The organism is Bradyrhizobium sp. 40 (assembly GCF_023100925.1).
Lineage (GTDB): Bacteria > Pseudomonadota > Alphaproteobacteria > Rhizobiales > Xanthobacteraceae > Bradyrhizobium.
In genome coordinates this window covers 3947826-3967228 of record NZ_CP064688.1, presented here as the reverse complement: position 1 = coordinate 3967228, position 19403 = coordinate 3947826, and the positions used below count along the sequence as shown (strand labels likewise).

Below are 19403 nucleotides of genomic sequence, written 5' to 3'. Positions count from 1 at the left end.
GAGCTTCTCCTACTCCTCGTACGGATAGCCGTTCCGTTCGATGCGCACCGGCGCAAGCGGCGGCCTGCGCGGTGCGATCATGATCAAGACGAAAAGCACGTTGATCAGGATCCAGACGCCGAGCAGTATGAGGATTGTCTGCACTGCAATTTCCTGAATGAGTCGGAATTGGCGTAAAGGCTAACGGCCATTCACAATCGCGGCAAATGAATCTTGCTTGCTGCACTGCACAGAAACCTTGACCCTAAATGAGAACCCGGCCGTGAAACCCGATACGTCGCAGAATCTCCAAGGCGCCTCGCTGAAAGTGCGGTGTTGCATCGTCGGCGGCGGACCGGCGGGCATGATGCTCGGCTATCTTCTGGGGCGCGCCGGCATCGATGTCGTGGTGCTGGAGAAGCATGCGGATTTCTTCCGCGACTTCCGCGGCGACACCGTGCATCCCTCGACGCTCCAGGTGATGGACGAGCTCGGCCTGATCGACGGATTCCTGAAGTTGCCGCATCAGCGCTTGCAAAAGATGGACGGCCTGTTCGGCGGTACCCCCGTTCGCATCGCCGATCTCAGCCGCCTCCGCACCAAGTACCCCTTCATCGCCTTCATGCCTCAATGGGATTTCCTGAACTTCCTGCGCGAGGCCGGCCAGCGCTTCGCCTCGCTGAAGGTGATGATGAACACGGAAGCGGTCGATCTGATCCGCCGCGGCGAGACCATCGCCGGCGTGCGGGCGAATACGCCGGACGGCATCGTGGACATCGAAGCCGATCTCACCATCGCCTGTGACGGCCGGCATTCGACCGTGCGCCAGCGTTCCGGCCTCGAGGTCGAGGAGATCGGCGCGCCAATGGACGTGCTGTGGTTCCGCGTCGGCCGCAAGGGGAACGAGACCGAGAACGTGTTCGCGCGCGTCGAGCCCGGCAAGATGATGATCACCTTCGACCGCGGCGACTACTGGCAATGCGCCTATGTCATCGCCAAGGGGCAATACGACGCGGTGAAGGCGAGGGGATTGCAGGCGCTGCTCGACGACGTCGTTCGCATGGCGCCGATCCTGAAGAGCGGCATTGCCGATGTGAAGAGGTTCGACGATTTCAAGCTGCTCACCGTCGCGATCAACCGCCTGCCGCGCTGGACGCGGCCCGGCTTGCTTCTCATCGGCGACGCCGCACATGCGATGTCGCCGGTCGGCGGCGTCGGCGTCAATCTCGCCGTGCAGGATGCGGTCGCGACCGCAAATTTGCTGGCGGACAAGCTGCAAAACGGCTGCCCGTCGGAGAACGAACTCGATGCCGTGCGCCGTCGCCGCGAATTCCCGGTGAAGATGACGCAGCGAATGCAGATGATCGTGCAGAACAACATCATCAGCGGCGCCTTGCAGGGCGGCGACCGGCCGCTGAAAGTGCCGCTGATCGTGCGCCTAATCACCGCGCTGCCGTGGCTCCAGGGCATTCCGGCGCGTCTGCTCGCGCTCGGCGTCCGGCCCGAGCACGTGCAGTCGAAGGCTGCGCCGGCACGGTAGCGCAAGGACTCGGTAGGGATAACGCGGCGTTAAATCGCGCTCAGCGCGTTGCCTGCGTACAACAGTTCAGATGGATTGAAGGCGCGCTGCTTGCCAATCCGGCGTCTTAACTGTCTTGATTCAAATTTGAGTAAGAACTGCGTGTGAGCGTGCACCCATCAAAGGACACGGGGTGTACCATGCGTAACAAGTTGATTGCCGCCTTCGCCTGCACGACCGCTCTGGTTTCGACCGGCGCCGCTTCCGCCGCCGATCTTGGTGCGCGCTACACGAAGGCGCCCGCCTATGCGGAGCCGCTGTTCAACTGGACCGGCTTTTATGTCGGCGGTCACATCGGCGGAGCATGGACCAACGAGCAGTTCATCAACAACGGGACCGGCGCGCCGTTCGGCGATCTGACCCCGGGGCAGGGCTACCGTCAGCGCAACTCCGGCATCCTGGGCGGCGCCCAGATCGGCTACAATTGGCAGGCCAACAACTACGTGTTCGGTATGGAAGGCACGATCTCGGGCCTCGACAACAAGGGCTCGTTCTTGAACACCGCGTTCGGCGCGGGTGACGACGTGTTCTCCTGGCGCGCCAATGTGCTTGCCACCGTCGTCGGTCGCGCGGGCTTCGCCGTGCAGAACAACCTGTTCTACATCAAGGGCGGCTATGCCGGCGTGAACAACCGTCTGTCGGTCACCGATACGGTCGGTCCGGCCACCGGTTCTGGCGGTCAGACCCATTGGGCCAACGGCTGGACCGTCGGTGCCGGCTGGGAATACGGCATCACCCGCAACTGGATCGTCGGCCTCGAATACAATTACGCAGCTTTCGGTAGCCAGACCTATCAGCTCGGCGGCACCTCGGGCAATTACAGCTTCGATGCCAAGCCGCGCGACCTCCAGTGGGCCGTCGTGCGCGCCAGCTACAAGTTCGACGCGCCTGTGATCGCCCGCTACTGAGTGGGTCAACGAACGACCAAGCAACCATAAAAGACGATCACTGCCCAAATTCAAAAGCCCCGGCATTGTCCGGGGCTTCTTTTTTGTGTGCAGGTTTCTTGCGTACGGCCTACGCCATCACCGAGAACCCGCCATCGACGGGGATCGCGGTGCCGGTGACGAAGTTAGACGCGGACGAGGCAAGAAACACCGTGATGCCGGCGAAGTCGTCGATGTCGCCCCACCGCCCCGCCGGCGTGCGTGCCAGCACCCGCTCGTGCAATCCCGATACCTGCTGCCGCGCACCGCGGGTCAGGTCGGTGTCGATCCAGCCGGGAAGGATGGCATTGACCTGGATGTTGTCGGGCGCCCACGCATTGGCGCAGGCGCGCGTGTACTGAACGATACCGCCCTTGCTCGCCGCATAGGCCGTTGCGAAGCTCGCGCCGAAGATCGACATCATCGAGCCGATGTTGATCACCTTGCCGTTGCCGGACGCCTTCAGCTCCGGATAGGCCAGCTTCGAGCACAGGAAGGCGCTGGTGAGGTTGGTGTTGATCACCGTATTCCATTCGTCGAGCTCGAGCTCGTGCGGCGGCTTGCGGATGCTCATGCCGGCATTGTTGATGAGGATGTCGATGCGGCCGAGATCCCCGACGACACGCTCGACCATCGCGGCGATGGCCGCCTTGTCGGTGACGTCGGTGGCAACACTGATCGCCTTCACACCGCGTTGACTGAGATCGGCCACGGCGGCGGCCGATTTGGTTTCGTTGCGTCCGACCACGGCGATGTTGGCGCCGGCATCGGCGAGGCCGCGGGCCATGCCGAGCCCGATGCCGCCATTGCCTCCCGTGACGATCGCGACCTTGCCGCGGAGATCGAACCGACTGGATGTCATGCTGCTATTCCCTGGTTTCTTCTATTGGTTACTCTGCCAGATCAGCACCAGCCCAAAGCCTGCCATGGCCGCGCCATAGCCGGCCCATTGCAACTGGTTGACCATGAAGCTCGATCGCGGCCACGCGACGGTGCCCGTGCCCTGTCCGATCCAGAGCAGCCCGACGGCAAGGGCAAACAGGCCTGCTACAAGCAGAAATCTGCGCATGCATTCCTCCCCATAGGTCCGCTTCTGTCGTGACGCGGCATGACCACTGCCGCGGCCCGAAAACTTGCCGGGAGACTAGCCGTAGCCGTGGTTCGGATACAATGGCCGCTGATGCAGGCCGCAGGGCGGATGCATGTCCATACGCAAGGTCCGCTGAAGCACCGTACAACGAAAAAGCCCCGGACGATGCCGGGGCTTTAACGTCTGAACTTGCGTTCGGATCAGTACTTCGCGACGACCGGACCGGTCCAGTTGAAGCGGTAGACCAGCGAGGTGGAGATCGTCTGGTTCCAGCTGTTGGCGCGAATGCTCTGGCCGACCGGCAGATTGCCAGCGTCTGTCAGGATGTCCTGGGTCTTGGCGTTGTAGAAGGCCGAACGATATTCGGTCTTCATGAACCAGCCGGGCGACTGGATGCCGAAGATGTTCAGGTTGTTCTCGACGCCGCCGCCGACGAACCAGCCGTTGCGATTGTAACCGTTGAGATGCACACCGGCCGGAACGCCAGCCAGCGTCATGAAGTTCGTGCTGCCGAAGTGGGCGCCGGAGTAACCACCGTTCACGTAGGACAGAACGTTTGGAGCGACCAGCCAGCCGAGGCGCACGCCCGCGGCCCAGGAGTCTTCCAGCTTCTGGTTGCCAGTGATGCCGCCGAAGAGCAGGGGATCTTGAATGGTAGCACGGATGCTGCCGAACTGACCGTCAGCGAACACGCCGGCGACCCAGGTGCCGCTGAACTGCCAGTCGTAGCCGAGACCGACGGTGCCGAACCAGCCCGAGCCACCCTGGCGCTGATCGATCGTCAGGGGAACTGCGCCAACCGTGGTCTGCACGCGCTGGTCAGAGGCCGAGAGGCCGCCGCCGGCGCCGCCGAAGATGTAGAAGCCGGTCCAGTTGGCGACGGGAGCCGCCATCGGCGCCTTCACGTAGGGACGGGCGCCAAGGTCAGCGGCCGAGGCCGAACCGGTCATCGCGGCAACCGCGGTCAGTGCGAGCAAAATCTTCTTCATCTTAAAATCCCCAAGCTTTGGTCTGTCTGGAAGGCGCGAGCGCACTGAAGTCCGTGTGATCTGATGTCCCGGACTATACCTGCTTCTCTCCGAAATGCTGTTGCAGAGCAGGCACAGTCGCCGGGAAACGCCGCACGGCAGGGATTCTGAGCACCATCGTGGAAATTCGAAATAGTCTTGTATTATCAATGCAGTAGGTCGAATTTTGCGATTTGTATTTTGGTAACTTCTCGTTAGTAAATCCGGCTTTGTCCGAAATGGAGGCAATCCTGCATCAGCCCGGCTGGGTGAGTCGTTGGCCGAGTCGCGATGCGACGAGGCAGGGAATCACCGAAGCCGTGGCGGACCGTTGGCAGGATCGGCGGGCAGGATCGTCGGGAAATGGCGGTTGTCGTCCCCAAAAACAAAGAGCCCCGGCTTCATGCCGGGGCTCTTGATGGGATACGACCGAGCAGCGCCTGCGGATCAGACGTCCAGCAAATCGTCATTGGCGAATTCAGCCTTGTCCGAGATGAACGCGAAGCGCGCTTCGGCCTTGGTGCCCATCAGCCGCTCCACCGAATCCGCCGTGGTGTCGCGGTCGTCGGCGAGCAGAACCACTTTCAGCATTGTCCGCTTGGCCGGATCCATGGTGGTTTCCTTGAGCTGCGCCGGCATCATTTCGCCGAGGCCTTTGAAGCGATTGACCTCGACCTTGGCGTTGGCGTTGAACTCGCTCTTGATCAACGCTGCCTTGTGCGCGTCATCGCGGGCGTAGACCGACTTCGTGCCGTTGGTCAGCTTGTAGAGCGGCGGCACGGCGAGGAAGAGATGGCCTTCGTCGATCAGCCGCGGCATCTGCCGGTAGAAGAAGGTGATCAGCAGCGAAGCGATATGGGCACCGTCGACATCGGCGTCGGTCATGATGATGATGCGCTGATAGCGCAGATCCTCCTCGCGATACTGCGCGAGCATCCCGCAGCCGATCGCCTGCACGAGGTCGGCGAGCTGCGTGTTCGCCGTCAGCTTGTCCTTGCCGGCGGAGGCGACGTTGAGGATCTTTCCGCGCAGCGGCAGCACGGCCTGGGTCTTGCGGTCGCGCGCCTGCTTGGCGCTGCCGCCGGCCGAGTCTCCCTCGACTATGAAGAGTTCTGAGCCGTCCAAACCGGCATCGCTGCAATCGGCGAGCTTCCCCGGCAGGCGCAGCTTTTTGCCGGCGGTCTTGCGCGCGGTCTCCTTCTCTTGCCGGCGGCGCAACCGCTCCTCGGCGCGGTCGACCACGAAGTCGAGCAGCCTGTTGGCCTGGTTCGGATTGCCCGACAGCCAATGGTCGAACGGATCCTTCATCGCCTGTTCGACGATGCGCTGCGCTTCGGCGGTGGCAAGGCGATCCTTGGTCTGGCCCTGGAATTCGGGCTCGCGCACGAATACCGAGAGCATCACGGCTGCACCGACCATCACGTCTTCAGACGTAATGGACGACGCGCGCTTGCCTTGGCCGACGCGCTCGGCGTGATCCTTGAGACCTCGCAGCAGCGCGCTGCGCAGGCCGGATTCATGCGTACCGCCATCGGGCGTCGGCACGGTGTTGGTGTAGGACGACAGGAAGCCGTCGGCATCCGCAGTCCAAGCCACCGCCCATTCGCAGGCGCCATGCGCGCCGTTGCGGCCCGACTTGCCGGAGAAGATGTCGGGATGCACCAGCGTGTCGGCGTGGATCGCCGCCGCCAGATAATCCTTGAGGCCACCGGGGAAGTGGAACGTCGCTTCGGCCGGCACGTCGTCGACGCCCTTGAGCAGTTCGGGCGCGCAATTCCAGCGGATCTCGACGCCGCCGAACAGATACGCCTTCGAACGTGTCATCTTGAACAGGCGCTGAGGCTTGAACGCTGCCTTCGCACCGAAGATGTCGGTGTCCGGCTTGAAGCGCACGCGGGTTCCGCGGCGGTTGTTGATCTTGCCGAGATCCTCGAGCTTGCCCTTCGGGTGCCCGCGCTCGAACGTCATGCGATAGAGTTTCTGGCTGCGCGCGACCTCGACCTCGAGCAGCGAGGAGAGGGCGTTCACCACGGAGATGCCGACGCCGTGCAGGCCGCCCGAGGTCTCGTAGACCTTGGAGTCGAACTTGCCGCCCGAGTGCAGCGTGCACATGATGACTTCGAGCGCCGACTTCTTCGGAAATTTTGGATGCGGATCGATCGGGATGCCGCGGCCGTTGTCCGTGACGGTCAAAAAGCCGTCCGCGCTCAACTCGACCCCGATGAAGGTCGCATGCCCCGCGAGCGCCTCGTCCATTGAGTTGTCGATGACTTCCGCGAAGAGGTGATGCAGCGCCTTCTCGTCGGTCCCGCCGATATACATGCCGGGCCGGCGGCGCACCGGTTCCAGGCCTTCGAGCACCTCGATGTCGGCTGCGGTGTAGTCAGCCTCGGCACCGCCTGCGCGCGAGGCGGCCTTGGCGGCGCGGGGCTTCGGCTCATCGCCGCCGAAAAAATCGTCTTTTGCTTTGGGCTTCAACTGCTTGGACATATATCTTTATGCGTTTTGAGGGCCGCATGAGCGGCGAATCGGTTGGGCCGACTATGCCACTTCTGACCTGGAAAGGTTATCGCAGGGCGGGCCGGGCGGTGTGGTTGGGAGCCAATCCCGGCGATTTTACGCCGCAGCCCCATCAATTCCCGGCAATGTGACGGTCCGGTCCGGTCTGGACCGGACTTTGTGACTTGATGTCACACAAGTCCTTGGCTTACCAGTCCTTTTCATCGAGCAGCACCTTCGGGCAGGGCGGAAAGGCTATTTTGAATGGAGCAGTTTGCGCACGCGCTGGCGGATTTCGTGCGCGCTCACCAGACATGGGCAGCTCCCATCGTGTTCGTGCTCGCCTTCGGGGAGTCGCTCGCCTTCATCTCGCTGCTGATCCCGGCCTGGGGCGCGTTGGTCGCGATCGGCGCGCTGATCGGCGCGAGCGGCATCAGCTTCTATCCGGTCTGGATCGCCGGCGGCATCGGCGCGGCGCTGGGCGACTGGGTCTCCTACTGGTTCGGCTACCGCTACAAGGAGAAGGTCGCGCAGATGTGGCCGCTCTCGCGCTATCCGGAACTCCTGCCCCGGGGCGAGGCCTTCGTGCGCAGCTGGGGCGTGCCGAGCATCTTCATCGGCCGTTTCTTCGGTCCCTTGCGTGCCTCCGTGCCGCTCGCAGCCGGCATTTTCGAGATGCCCTATTGGAGCTTCCAGGCGGCCAATTTCGTCTCGGCGCTGATCTGGTCGGCGGCGCTCCTGCTGTTCGGCGACGTGATCGCGAAGATCATGGAATGGATCTGGCGGGTGGTGTGACGTCCGAACCTTGACGCGAACCGCAACTGGCCCTATAGCCCCGCGCCATGATCAACGCCGCGACCATTTTGTTCGCCCGTCGCCGCCGCCGCTTTTTAGCGGTTTGGGCGGTCGATCGCGTTTGAGATCATCGTCTTTGCCGCTGGATCCGATCCGCGGCATTCTCTCTCCTGTCAGCGCGATCTGATCCGGCGGCCCCCAAGGAGGCCCAGCAGGAGACAACGATGTACACGCCACCCTTTTTCAAGCAGGACCGCGCCGCGAGCCTGAAGTTCGCCGACACGCGCGGCTTCGGCACCATGTGCGCGTTCGACGGCCACAAGCCGATCGCCTCGCCAATTCCGTTCTATTTGACCTATGCCGCCGACGGCACGCCGCATGCCGCCTTTCACGCCGCCCGTCACAATCCGCTGCTAAAGCTTGCGGACGGGACGACCTCCTGGCTGCTCGCGGTCAACGGCCCCGATGCCTACGTGTCACCGGACTGGTACGTCTCGCCGGATCAGGTGCCGACCTGGCTCTACCAGTCGGTCCATCTGACCGGGCCGGTGCGGTTGTTGTCGGATGGTGAACTGGCCGTGCAGATCGACACGCTCAGCGACAAGTTCGAGAGCTGGCTGTTGCCGAAGAAGCCGTGGACCTCAGCCAAAATGACGGCGGGGCGGCTCGAGGCGCTGAAGAAGGGAATCGTGGGTCTGGTCATGACGGTCGAAGAGGTCGAAGGCAGCTTCAAGCTCAACCAGCACAAGTCCGACGCCGACTATACGGCGATCGCCAACGCGCTTGGCGCGCAGGCCCATGCCGACGCCAGGGAGATCGCGGAACTGATGCAGGACGTCAGGCCGGAGGCCTTCGCGTCCGAAACCAACACGCTCGAAAGGAGCGCGCCATGACCTTTTCTGAAGCCAGCCTCGTTGATACCAAAAATGCCCCGAAGCCGGGCGCTGCGACAAAGCCCTCCACCGTCTTCGTCGACGGCGGCTCCGGCACCACCGGGCTCGGCATCAACGAGCGGCTGAAGCTGCAGAACGACGTGGTCGTGAAGACGATTGCCGACGACAAGCGCAAGGATCCCGCGGCCAAGAAGGCGCTGATGGAGGAGGTTGACCTCGTCATCCTCTGTCTGCCGGACGATGCTGCCAGGGAAACGGTTGCGCTCATCGACAGCATGGGGCCGTCGGGCCCGAAGGTGCTGGATGCATCGACCGCGTACCGGGTCGCGCCCGATTGGGCCTATGGCTTTCCGGAACTGACGCCGGATCAGGCTGGCAAGATCAAGGCTGCGAAGAAGGTCTCCAATCCCGGCTGCTATCCGACCGGCGCGATCGCGCTGCTGCGACCGATCGTCGATGCCGGCCTGCTGCCTGCGGACTATCCCGTCACCGTCAATGCGGTGAGCGGCTATTCCGGCGGCGGCAAGTCGATGATCGCGAGTTTCGAGGACGGCAGTGCGCCGTCGTTCGAGCTCTACGGCCTCGGCTTCGAGCACAAGCACCTGCCGGAGATGCAGCTCTATTCGAACCTGACGCGGCGACCGATCTTCATCCCGTCGGTCGGCAACTACCGGCAGGGCATGCTGGTGTCGGTGCCGCTCCAGCTCGACACGCTGCCCGGCAAGCCCAGCAGTGCCGATCTCCAGGCCGCGTTGGCAAAGCGTTACGCCGGCTCAAAATACGTCTCGGCGATGCCGCTGCAAAACGAGGCGACCAGGGGCGGCCGCATCGAGCCGGAAGCGCTCAACGAGACCAACACGCTCGAGCTCTACGTCTTCGCCAGCGACAAGTACCACCAGGCGGTGCTGGTCGCCCGGCTCGACAATCTCGGCAAGGGCGCGTCCGGCGCGGCCGTGCAGAACATGCGGCTGATGCTGGGCCTTGCCGAGGAGTAGCCGATGAGCGTTGCCTGCCAGACCGGTCCGGTGGACGAAGCGACGCTGCAACTTTCTACTCCGGCAAGACGATCCAGCGACGCCTGAAAGGAACGTGTGATGAGTTTGAAGAAAATCGGCATTCTCGGCGCGTCCGGCTACACCGGCGCCGATGCGGTGCGCCTGCTGGCGCGGCATCCGAATGCGGAAATCACGGCACTCACCGCCAACACCCATGCTGGCAAGGCCATGAGCGAGGTGTTTCCGCATTTCTTCATGCTGGATTTGCCCCAACTCGTGGAATGGGAAAAGGTCGACTGGACCAAGCTCGACGCGGTGTTCTGCGGACTGCCGCACGGCACCACGCAGCAGATCATCGCGGCCGTGCTGAAGGCCAACCCGAAGATCAAGGTCCTCGACATGTCCGCCGATTTCCGGCTGCGCGACAAGGAAACCTACGCGCAGTGGTACGGCCACGAACATCAGGCGCTCGGGTTGCAGGGCGAAGCCGTCTACGGCCTGACCGAATTCTATCGGGAGAAGATTACCGCTGCGCGGCTGGTCGCCTGTCCCGGCTGCTATCCGACGGCAGCGTTGTTGGCGCTGGTGCCACTGGCGAAAGCAAAACTGATCGACGTCGATGACATCCTGATCGACGCCAAGTCAGGCGTCACCGGCGCCGGACGCGGCCTGAAACAGAACACGCTGTTCAGCGAGGCGGGCGAGGGGATTTCGCCATATTCGGTCGGCACGCACCGGCATGCGCCGGAGATCGAACAAGAGATCGGCGTCGCGGCGGGCGCGAGCGTGACCGTCAATTTCACGCCGCATCTCATACCGATGTCGCGGGGCGAACTCTGCACGTCCTACGTCAAGCTCAACGGCGCGACGCCGGACGATTTGCGGGCCGCCCTCGAGAAAGCCTACGCGAAAGAGCCGTTCGTGCATGTCGTCAAGAAGGGCGTGCTGCCGCAGACCCAGAACGTACGCGGCTCGAACTATGTCCAGATCGGCGTCATCGCCGACCGGATCAAGAACCGCGCCATCGTGATTTCGGTGCTCGACAATCTGGTGAAGGGCTCGGCCGGTCAGGCGATCCAGAACATGAACCTGATGTTCGGATTCCCCGAGACCGCTGGACTGGAGCAGATCGCGCTGTTTCCCTGATCGGAGTGATCGCCGTGGACGAAGGGACTCTGCAATTCTATCGCAGCAACGCCCGGTCCTATGCGGACTGGGCGAAGGCGCCCTCGACGCGGCTGCGAGGCTTTCTTGCTCTGCTGCCGTCCGGCGGCTCGATCCTTGAGCTCGGCTGTGGCGCCGGCAATCATTCGGCGGTGATGCTGGCCGAAGGTTTTTCGGTGCGCGCCACCGACGGCTCGCCTGAAATGGCCGAGATCGCGTCGCAGCGGCTCGGTCATGCCGTCGAGGCGATGCGGTTCGACCAGCTTGACGCGCACGAGGCCTATGACGGCGTCTGGGCGAGCGCCTGTCTCCTGCACGTGCCGCGCGACGAACTCACCGGCATCCTGGCGCGGATTCATCGCGCGCTCAGGCCGTCAGGCGTGTTCTATGCCAGCTACAAGATGGGCGAGGGCGACGGCCGGGACAGTCTCGGGCGCTATTACAATTATGCGTCGCCAGAATGGCTCGAGGCGACTTACGCCAGCGCAGGCCCATGGATCACGCTGTCATCGGACAGGAACGTGATCCAGAGCTTTGACGAGACGCCGGCGAACATGCTGCATCTTGTCGTTCGCAAGGCCTGATCTCAAACCACCTTGAAGATCGCGACGGTCAGCACGGCCTGCGCGATGAAGCCGACGGTGAAGGCCACCGTGCGGAACACCGGGATCCCGAGCGCATAGACGATCGGATGCGCTGACGAGTAGCAGCAACATTCGCTGCTCGTCATGGCCGGGCTTGTCCCGGGCATGACGGTTGCGAGACGCTTCCTCAGTACTTCGCGATGATCGGGCCGCCGAATTTGTAGTTGATGCGGGCGGTGATCAAATCGACGTCCTGGCCGATGCGGTCGGTGCGTGAGAACGTGCCGACCGGCGTCAGCGCGCCGTTGGAGGTGAGCGTGACGTCGTGACGGCCCATGAACAGATGGTCGTATTCGAGGCCGACCGACCAGTTCGGGGCGAAGCCATATTCGATGCCGATGCCGACCGTGCCGCCCCAGCGGGTGTCGTCGGCACGATCGAACTCGGCTCCGGCCAGACCACCCGTTCCGATACCGCGGTAGCGATCGCGGGTGACGGCGGCGCCGCCCTTCACGTAAAGCAGTGCGTTATTCCAGGCGTAGCCGACCTGGCCCGTGAACAGGCCGAAAGCATCGACGCGGGTGCGGTTCGCGACGCCGGCTACGGTGCTGGTGTTCCGGCCCGAGAGATCGGCCCAGTCGCCCTGTGCTTCGAGGCCGAACACGAAGGCGCTGCTCTGCCAGCGATAACCGATCTGGCCGCCGGCGACGGCGCCCGTCGCGTCATGGCAGCCTTCCGCAACGCCGGGCGCGAAACCAACAGTCTGGTCCCAGCAATTGCGCGACGAGCCATAGCCGCCGTTGGCGCCAATGTAGAAGCCGCTCCAATCATAGATCGCCGCGATCATCGGCGGCGCCTTGGTGTAGGGACGGGCGGCGAGATCTGCGGCACTGGCCTGGGTCGCGACGGCCGCGAGCGAGAGGCCGGCGAGCGCGGATGCAATCTTCCAATTCATGTTTGCCCCGAATCATCAATGCGATGGGCAAATATACCTGTGGTTGGGTGATCCTTCGTGTCAGCCTAGGGATCGCATCCCTGTTTTTGTCGCACTGTCATCCTTTGGCAACACCGGCGGCCGCGGCAGGCCTTCGAGCATTTCACCCCTTTGTTGCAGGCGCTAAGCCATCGGAGATCCGATCAAACCACCTTGAAAATCGCGACGGCCAGCACGGCCTGCGCGATGAAGCCGACGGTGAAGGCCACCGTGCGGAACACCGGGATCCCGAGCGCATAGACGATCAGATGCGCGACGCGCGACCAGAAATAGACGGCGCAAGCAAGCACCGTCCATTGCGAGGAGTAGTCGATCGCGTTCAGGATCAGCACCAGCGGCGCGAACAGCACGAGGTTCTCGACGGCGTTGTCATGCGCGAACATCAGGCGGTTCGCCCATTCCGATTGCGGCTTGTCGGTGCGCGAGGGATTGGCCATCGCGCCACCGAGACCGCGAATCTGGCAGCGGTTGATGGTGTAGGGAATCCAGAGGATTCCGGTCAGGACCACCGTCAGTGTCAGCCAGAACAATTCACGCGTCATAACCCGGTCCCCTCATCAATTTCTGCTGCAGGCGTGGAGCTTATACGAAAGCGCGGAAGATTCTGCTATGCGCGAACCCTGACATAGCTGCCGGGCGCGTCCTCGATCGGGGGAAACGCCTCGCTGCCGACCGTGCGGGCCGGGACTTCCTCGGGATCGAGTGCGCCCAGCCATTGCCGCCAGTCCGGCCACCACGAGCCCTTGTGCTCGACCGCGCCCTTCATCCACTCGGCGACGTTGGCGGACTTCGCGTTGTCGTTGGTCCAGTACTGGTATTTGTTCGAGGCGGGCGGATTGACCACGCCGGCGATATGGCCCGAGCCGGACAGCACGTATTTGACCGGGCCGCCGAAGAACTGGGAGCCGTACAGCACCGATTCCGCCGGCGCGATATGGTCTTCGCGGGTTGCGAGATTGTAGATCGGCACCATGACCTTGGAGAGATCGAGCAAGGTGTTGTCCAGCACCAACGTGCCGGTCGAGAGCCGGTTCTCGAGATAGCAATTGCGCAGGTAGTAAGAATGGTTCGACGCGGTCATGCGCGTCGCGTCCGAATTCCAGTGCAGCAGGTCGAACGCGCTCGGCTGCTGGCCCTTGAGGTAGTTGCTGACGACATAGGACCAGATCAAATCGTTGGAGCGCAGCATGTTGAAGGCCATCGCCATCTTCGAGCCTTCGAGCACGCCCGCCGCCTTCATGTCCTGCTCGAGGGATGCGATCTGCTCCTCGTCGACGAACACGAGCAAATCACCGGCATGGGTGAAGTCGACCTGTGCCGCGAAGAACGTCGCGGAGGCCACGCGCTGGCGGCGCTTCTCGGCGAGCCAGGCCAGCGTGGTCGCGAGCATGGTGCCGCCGACGCAATAGCCGGCGGTGTGCACCTTCATCTCGCCGGTGACCTTCTCGATCACGTCCATCGCCGTGAGCGGGCCTTCCTTCATGTAGTCTTCCCAGCTCTTGGCACCGAGCCGCTTGTCGGGATTGACCCATGAGATCACGAACACGGTGATGCCCTGATCGACGCACCACTTGATGTAGGATTTCTCCGGCTTGAGATCGAGGATGTAGAACTTGTTGATCCAGGGCGGGATGATCAGGAGCGGCGTGCGCAGCACGTTCTCCGTCGCCGGCGCATACTGGATCAGCTGCATCATCTCGTTCTGGTAGATCACCTTGCCGGGCGTCGTCGCCATGTTCACGCCGACGACGAGATTGTCCGGATTGGACTGACGGATCTTCAGCGTGCCCTTGCCGGCGGCGATGTCCTCGGCCAGCATCTTCAGCCCGCGCGCGAGATTTTCGCCGCTGCTGGCCACCGTCGCGCGCAGCACTTCCGGATTGGTCAGCACGAAGTTGGAGGGCGACATCGCGTTGGTGAGCTGCTGGACGTAGAACTCGGCCTTGCGGCGGGTCAGCGGATCGAGCCCCTCGGCGTCGCGCACAAGCTCCTGCGCAAATTTGGTCGTGAGCAGGTAGAGCTGCATCAGGAAATCGAAGAACTGGTTCGACTTCCATTCCGGATCGGCAAAGCGCTTGTCGCGCGGCGACGGCGCGATCGCGGGCGGGGTGTCCTGACCGGCCATGCGGCGGGCCGCCGAGCCCCAGAGATCGAGATAGTCCTTGGCGAGCTTGGTCTGGAGTACGGAGGACCGCGACGTATCCGACAGCCAGTATTCGGCGACGGCAGTGAAGGTCTTGACGACCTCGGTAAGCTCCGCCGGCGGACGATCCTGCACCTCGCCGCTCTCGCGCGGCTTCAGGTACGCGGCGAGCGCCTTGCCGCCGCTTTCCATCGCCCGCGCGACATTTATCGCGAAGGCTTCCGCATCGAACTTCGTCTCGGGTTTGGGCGTATCGGTCGTGGCCATACTCATGAGCAGAACAGTAACGATTCATTCCGTATTCGTCACCGCGAAGCTCGCATGTTTGGCATTAAACACTCTCGAAGATGTGTTGCAGTGCGATAAATTTTCTTGGTTCCGTCACAATCGAGCCGCACCGCTCGGCTTGGTGGACCGGGGCTATTTTCTCGCTCGGACCATTTGGGCAGCAATGGTTTGAGCTTGGGCGCGGACTTGGGTAAGGTTGCCCGGGGCCGTGCTTTGGGACGAAGTGGGGATTTCCCTGGTGTTGGCGTTGAGGGACCTGCAAAAGTCGCGACGGATCTGTGGCGCGCTGCTGATGGCGACGCTCGCCCTGGGCGGCTGCTCGAGCCAGCTCGCGGATATGACGCCTTCCGATGCGCAAGCGCATCCCAGGGAGGCCGGTAGCTATCTGCCGGTGCACGATCTGCCGCCGGATCGCGATCAGGCGGTGATGCCGCCGGACCAACGCGCCAAGATCGAGGCCGAACTTGCTGCCGCGCGCGACCGTCAGGCCGTTGCCACCAAGGACGCGAAATAGGGCGCTGCAAGGTAATCGCTGGCGCCTCCGCCTCGCCGTGCTAAAAGACCTTAGTTCAGCCGAGAGTCAGGGCGAACGACTTCAGTCAACGTCGTCGATAATTGCTCTAAGTATTTGATCTTGAGTAATTTTCGCGAGGGATGCGGGCGCCTTTCCGCCTGGTCTTTTATGGCCTGTCGATTCTGTCCTGACCGGTTGCCCGGAGCCGAGAGAGCCATGGAAGAGTTTTACCGCATCCGCCGCCTTCCGCCTTATGTGTTCGAACAGGTCAACCGGGCCAAGGCAGCCGCGCGGAATGCCGGCGCCGACATCATCGACCTCGGCATGGGGAATCCCGACCTGCCGGCGCCGGCGCACGTGCTGGAGAAGCTGAAGGAGACGCTGGGCAAGCCGCGCACCGACCGCTACTCGGCCTCCCGCGGCATTCCCGGGCTGCGCCGGGCCCAGGCCGGCTACTACGCCCGCCGCTTCGGCGTGAAGCTCAATCCCGACACCCAGGTGGTGGCGACGCTCGGCTCCAAGGAGGGGTTTGCCAACGTGGCGCAGGCGATCACCGCGCCCGGCGACGTCATCCTTTGTCCGAATCCGAGCTACCCGATTCACGCCTTCGGCTTCTTGATGGCGGGCGGCGTGATCCGCTCGGTGCCCTCGGAGCCGACGCCGCAATTCTTCGAGGCGGTCGAGCGGGCGATCGTGCATTCGATCCCGAAGCCGCTGGCGCTCGTCGTCTGCTATCCTTCGAACCCGACCGCCTATGTCGCGAGCCTCGACTTCTACAAGGACCTGGTCGCATTCGCGAAGAAGCACGAGATCCTGATCCTGTCCGATCTCGCTTATGCCGAGGTCTATTTCGACGAGAACAACCCGCCTCCGTCGGTGCTCCAGGTGCCGGGCGCGATGGACGTCGCCGTCGAGTTCACCTCGATGTCGAAGACCTATTCGATGGCTGGCTGGCGTATGGGCTTCGCGGTCGGCAACGAGCGCGTGATTGCGGCACTCGGCCGCGTCAAATCCTATCTCGACTACGGTGCGTTCACGCCGATCCAGGTCGCAGCGACCGCCGCGCTGAACGGACCGGACGATTGCATCAAGGAGATGCGCGACACCTACCGCAAGCGGCGCGACGCGCTGGTGGAATCGTTCGGCCGTGCCGGCTGGGAGATCCCGCCGCCGGAAGCGTCGATGTTTGCCTGGGTGCCGCTGCCGGAAGCCTTCCGCAGCGTCGGCAGCATGCAGTTCGCGACCCTGATGGTTGAGAAATCCGGTGTCGCGGTCTCGCCCGGCGTCGGCTTTGGCGAGCATGGTGAAGGATATGTCCGCATCGCCATGGTGGAAAACGAGCAACGGATCAGGCAGGCCGCGCGCGGCGTGCGCCGCTTCCTTGAAAGCGGCATCGAAACGTTGCACAACGTCGTTCCGCTCGCCACTCGGCGTTAAGTTCTCTTCCGCAGGTTTTCCAAGGCATCATGGTTGCACCCCTGAAAGTGGGCATAGCGGGGCTCGGCACCGTGGGCGCCGAAGTTGTCCGTCTGATTGAAACGCAGGCGCGCGTGCTTGCCGGCCGCAGCGGCCGCGGCATCCGGGTGGTCGCCGTCACCGCGCGCTCGAAGGCGAAGAAGCGCGGCGTCGATCTGCGCGGCATCGAATGGGTCAAGGATCCGCTTGCCCTCGCCACGCATCCCGGCATCGACTGCTTCGTCGAGCTGATGGGTGGCTCCGGCGATCCCGCGCTGGCGGCGGTGGAAGCTGCGCTGAACGCCGGCAAGTCCGTTGTCACCGCCAACAAGGCGTTGCTGGCAAAGCACGGCCTCAAGCTGGCAAAGGCCGCCGAAAAGCACGGCGGCGCACTGAATTTCGAGGCAGCTGTCGGCGCTGCGATCCCTGTCATCAAGACGTTACGCGAAGGTCTTGCCGGAACCGGCATCAACCGGGTCTACGGCATCCTCAACGGCACCTGCAATTACATCCTGACCCGGATGGAGCAGGAGGGCCTGTCCTTCGCCGAATGCCTGAAGGACGCGCAACGGCTCGGCTATGCCGAGGCCAATCCGTCGTTCGACGTCGACGGCCACGATACCGCGCAAAAGCTCGCCATTCTCGCCAGCCTCGCTTTCGGCACGAAAGTTGCTCAAAGCGCGGTGTATGTCGAAGGTATCTCCTCCATCGCGCCGGAAGATCTCCGTGCCGCCGACGATCTTGGTTACCGGCTCAAGCTGCTCGGCGTCGCCGTTCGCACCGCCAAGGGCATCGAGCAGCGCGTCCATCCGACCATGGTTCCGAAATCCTCGTCGATCGCGCAGGTGATGGGTGTCACCAATGCGGTCACGATCGATGGCGAAGGCATCCCGCCGATCACGCTGGTCGGCCCCGGTGCCGGGGGAGCGGCGACCGCATCCGCCGTCGTGGCCGACATCGCCGACGTCGCGCGTGGCATCCGCGCCAATCCGTTCGGCCGGCCGATTTCGCAGCTGCGCGATACCAAGAAGGCGCCGATGGAGCGCCACGAGGGCGGCTACTATATCCGCCTTCTGGCACGCGATTTCCCGGGCACCGCGGCTGCGATCGCGACCCGGCTCGCGGAGCAGAAGATTTCGATCGAGTCGATCGTGCAGCGCCATCCCAATGGCGGCGCTGCGCCGGCAGACGGGAAGGCGGTCCCGGTGCCCGTCATCCTCATCACCTATGCCACGCACGAGGACGCCGTGCGCCGCGCGCTCGCGGCCGTGCAGAAGGACAAGGTGATCAGCGGACGGCCGCAGGTGATACGGATCGAGAAGAACTGAGCATGCTTAAGCAATGACACGGTTCGAACGAACTGTGGGTGTTACGAGTTGATGTGGCGGAGATGTCCGTCCAAAACTGTTTCGAAGGAGTGAGCCGATGTCGACCCATATTTCAGTCCCGCCGCAAGCATTGCTCGAGCGCATTCTCACGCTGGAGATCGTGCGGGTGACGGAGCGGGCGGCGGTGTCTTCGGCGCGTCTGCGCGGGCACGGCAACGAGAAGGCGGCCGATCAGGCCGCAGTGGATGCGATGCGGCGCGAGCTCAACAAGCTCCCGATCGAGGGCACGATCGTCATCGGCGAGGGCGAGCGCGACGAGGCGCCGATGCTCTTCATCGGCGAGAAGGTCGGCATGAACGCCGGCCCGCAAGTCGACATCGCGGTCGATCCGCTCGAAGGCACCACGCTGTGCGCCAAGAACATGCCGGGCTCGATCGCCACCATGGCGATGGCCGACGGCGGCACGCTGTTGCACGCCCCCGACGTCTACATGCAGAAGCTCGCGATCGGTCCCGGCTATGACAAGGGCGTCGTCGAGCTCGATGCGACGCCGGCCGAAAACGTCCGCCGCCTCGCCAAGGCCAAGGGCGTCAAGCCGGACGGCATCACCGTTCTCGTGCTCGACCGGCCGCGCCATGCCAGCATCATCGAGAGCGTGCGCTCGACCGGCGCCGCCGTGCGCCTGATCACCGACGGCGATGTTGCCGGCGTGATCCACTGCGCCGACCCTGATAATACCGGCGTCGATATGTATCTCGGCACCGGCGGCGCGCCGGAAGGCGTGCTCGCGGCCGTGGCGTTGCGCTGCATCGGCGGCCAGATGCAGTGCCGTCTCATCCTCGACTCCGACGAGAAGCGGGAGCGCGCCGCCAAGATGGGCGTCAACGATCCCAAGATGATCTACGGCATCGAGGACATGGCGCGCGGCGACTGCCTGTTCGCCGCCACCGGCGTCACCACGGGCTCGCTGCTGTCAGGCGTCAAATTCCGCAAGGACGGCGTGATCGAGACCGAGACGGTGGTGATGCGTTCCGTCACCGGCACCGTACGCTACATCAAGGCCGAGCACCGCGAACTGGCGAAGTTCCATTTGGACTGATTTTCTCCGTCATTCCGGGGCTCGCAAAGCGAGAAGCCGGAATCTCGCGCCACAACTTTTGGATTCCGGGT

Annotated in this window: 19 protein-coding genes and 1 pseudogene; 11 read left to right on the top strand and 9 right to left on the bottom strand. The window is 63.5% G+C overall.

Translation table 11 applies throughout. The features are described 5' to 3' along the window. Positions 1–9 precede the first annotated feature (9 nt). A complete protein-coding gene (locus IVB40_RS35790; protein ID WP_256379190.1) occupies positions 10–144 on the bottom strand; it encodes a hypothetical protein in 135 nt (44 codons plus the stop codon). A 118-nt stretch (positions 145–262) separates the two neighbouring features. Here IVB40_RS35790 and IVB40_RS19345 point away from each other — a divergent pair, with 118 nt between their 5' ends. Both IVB40_RS19345 and IVB40_RS19340 read left to right on the top strand, forming a co-directional pair. Then, positions 263–1519, top strand: a complete 1257-nt coding sequence (locus IVB40_RS19345; protein ID WP_247816004.1) for an FAD-dependent oxidoreductase — start codon at positions 263–265, stop codon at positions 1517–1519. Positions 1520–1698: 179 nt separating this feature from the next. Then, positions 1699–2466 (top strand): outer membrane beta-barrel protein, encoded by a 768-nt coding sequence (locus IVB40_RS19340; RefSeq protein WP_027569870.1) that lies wholly within the window; start codon positions 1699–1701, stop codon positions 2464–2466. A 109-nt stretch (positions 2467–2575) separates the two neighbouring features. Here IVB40_RS19340 and IVB40_RS19335 read toward each other — a convergent pair whose 3' ends face one another. From IVB40_RS19335 to parE, 4 genes are all read right to left on the bottom strand, one after another. Further along, on the bottom strand, positions 2576–3346 hold the full coding sequence (locus tag IVB40_RS19335; protein WP_247816003.1) for a glucose 1-dehydrogenase: 771 nt from the start codon (positions 3344–3346) through the stop codon (positions 2576–2578). Between the two features lie 21 nt (positions 3347–3367). Further along, complete coding sequence (locus tag IVB40_RS19330) at positions 3368–3553, bottom strand: hypothetical protein (RefSeq protein ID WP_007591540.1); 186 nt, start codon at positions 3551–3553, stop codon at positions 3368–3370. A gap of 221 nt (positions 3554–3774) precedes the next feature. Continuing rightward, on the bottom strand, positions 3775–4563 hold the full coding sequence (locus IVB40_RS19325) for an outer membrane beta-barrel protein (protein WP_247816002.1): 789 nt from the start codon (positions 4561–4563) through the stop codon (positions 3775–3777). 465 nt (positions 4564–5028) lie between these two features. Continuing rightward, the gene (gene parE, locus IVB40_RS19320) at positions 5029–7071 is read right to left on the bottom strand and encodes a DNA topoisomerase IV subunit B (protein ID WP_247816000.1); all 2043 of its coding nucleotides are present in this window, start codon (positions 7069–7071) and stop codon (positions 5029–5031) included. 273 nt (positions 7072–7344) lie between these two features. Here parE and IVB40_RS19315 point away from each other — a divergent pair, with 273 nt between their 5' ends. The 5 genes from IVB40_RS19315 (at position 7345) to IVB40_RS19295 (ending at position 11511) form a co-directional block, all read left to right on the top strand. Then, positions 7345–7875 (top strand): DedA family protein, encoded by a 531-nt coding sequence (locus IVB40_RS19315; protein WP_027569874.1) that lies wholly within the window; start codon positions 7345–7347, stop codon positions 7873–7875. A gap of 224 nt (positions 7876–8099) precedes the next feature. Then, on the top strand, positions 8100–8768 hold the full coding sequence (locus tag IVB40_RS19310) for an FMN-binding negative transcriptional regulator (protein WP_247815999.1): 669 nt from the start codon (positions 8100–8102) through the stop codon (positions 8766–8768). Next, positions 8765–9763 carry an N-acetyl-gamma-glutamyl-phosphate reductase gene (gene argC / locus IVB40_RS19305; protein WP_247815998.1) on the top strand — a complete coding sequence of 333 codons (999 nt, stop codon included), beginning with the start codon at positions 8765–8767 and terminating at the stop codon, positions 9761–9763. The genes IVB40_RS19310 and argC (IVB40_RS19305) overlap by 4 nt, the downstream gene beginning before the upstream one ends. Positions 9764–9862: 99 nt before the next feature. Beyond that, positions 9863–10909 carry an N-acetyl-gamma-glutamyl-phosphate reductase gene (gene argC / locus IVB40_RS19300; RefSeq protein ID WP_247815996.1) on the top strand — a complete coding sequence of 349 codons (1047 nt, stop codon included), beginning with the start codon at positions 9863–9865 and terminating at the stop codon, positions 10907–10909. Positions 10910–10923: 14 nt separating this feature from the next. Continuing rightward, a complete protein-coding gene (locus IVB40_RS19295) occupies positions 10924–11511 on the top strand; it encodes a class I SAM-dependent methyltransferase (protein ID WP_247434469.1) in 588 nt (195 codons plus the stop codon). 2 nt (positions 11512–11513) lie between these two features. Here the strand turns inward: IVB40_RS19295 and IVB40_RS19290 are convergent. The 4 genes and pseudogenes from IVB40_RS19290 to phaC all read right to left on the bottom strand — a co-directional run. Continuing rightward, positions 11514–11624 (bottom strand): annotated as a pseudogene (locus IVB40_RS19290) (MAPEG family protein); the annotation flags it as partial. Positions 11625–11698: 74 nt separating this feature from the next. Then, a complete protein-coding gene (locus tag IVB40_RS19285; RefSeq protein WP_247286184.1) occupies positions 11699–12466 on the bottom strand; it encodes an outer membrane beta-barrel protein in 768 nt (255 codons plus the stop codon). A gap of 182 nt (positions 12467–12648) precedes the next feature. Further along, positions 12649–13047 carry an MAPEG family protein gene (locus IVB40_RS19280; RefSeq protein ID WP_027569880.1) on the bottom strand — a complete coding sequence of 133 codons (399 nt, stop codon included), beginning with the start codon at positions 13045–13047 and terminating at the stop codon, positions 12649–12651. Between the two features lie 65 nt (positions 13048–13112). After that, on the bottom strand, positions 13113–14921 hold the full coding sequence (gene phaC, locus IVB40_RS19275) for a class I poly(R)-hydroxyalkanoic acid synthase (RefSeq protein ID WP_247815995.1): 1809 nt from the start codon (positions 14919–14921) through the stop codon (positions 13113–13115). 253 nt (positions 14922–15174) lie between these two features. Here phaC and IVB40_RS19270 point away from each other — a divergent pair, with 253 nt between their 5' ends. The 4 genes from IVB40_RS19270 (at position 15175) to glpX (ending at position 19332) form a co-directional block, all read left to right on the top strand. Next, positions 15175–15450 carry a hypothetical protein gene (locus IVB40_RS19270; RefSeq protein WP_027517741.1) on the top strand — a complete coding sequence of 92 codons (276 nt, stop codon included), beginning with the start codon at positions 15175–15177 and terminating at the stop codon, positions 15448–15450. Positions 15451–15666: 216 nt separating this feature from the next. After that, complete coding sequence (locus IVB40_RS19265) at positions 15667–16887, top strand: LL-diaminopimelate aminotransferase (protein WP_027569882.1); 1221 nt, start codon at positions 15667–15669, stop codon at positions 16885–16887. A 29-nt stretch (positions 16888–16916) separates the two neighbouring features. Further along, a complete protein-coding gene (locus tag IVB40_RS19260; RefSeq protein ID WP_247286182.1) occupies positions 16917–18233 on the top strand; it encodes a homoserine dehydrogenase in 1317 nt (438 codons plus the stop codon). Positions 18234–18330: 97 nt separating this feature from the next. Then, on the top strand, positions 18331–19332 hold the full coding sequence (glpX, locus tag IVB40_RS19255) for a class II fructose-bisphosphatase (RefSeq protein ID WP_007609885.1): 1002 nt from the start codon (positions 18331–18333) through the stop codon (positions 19330–19332). Positions 19333–19403: the final 71 nt, after the last annotated feature.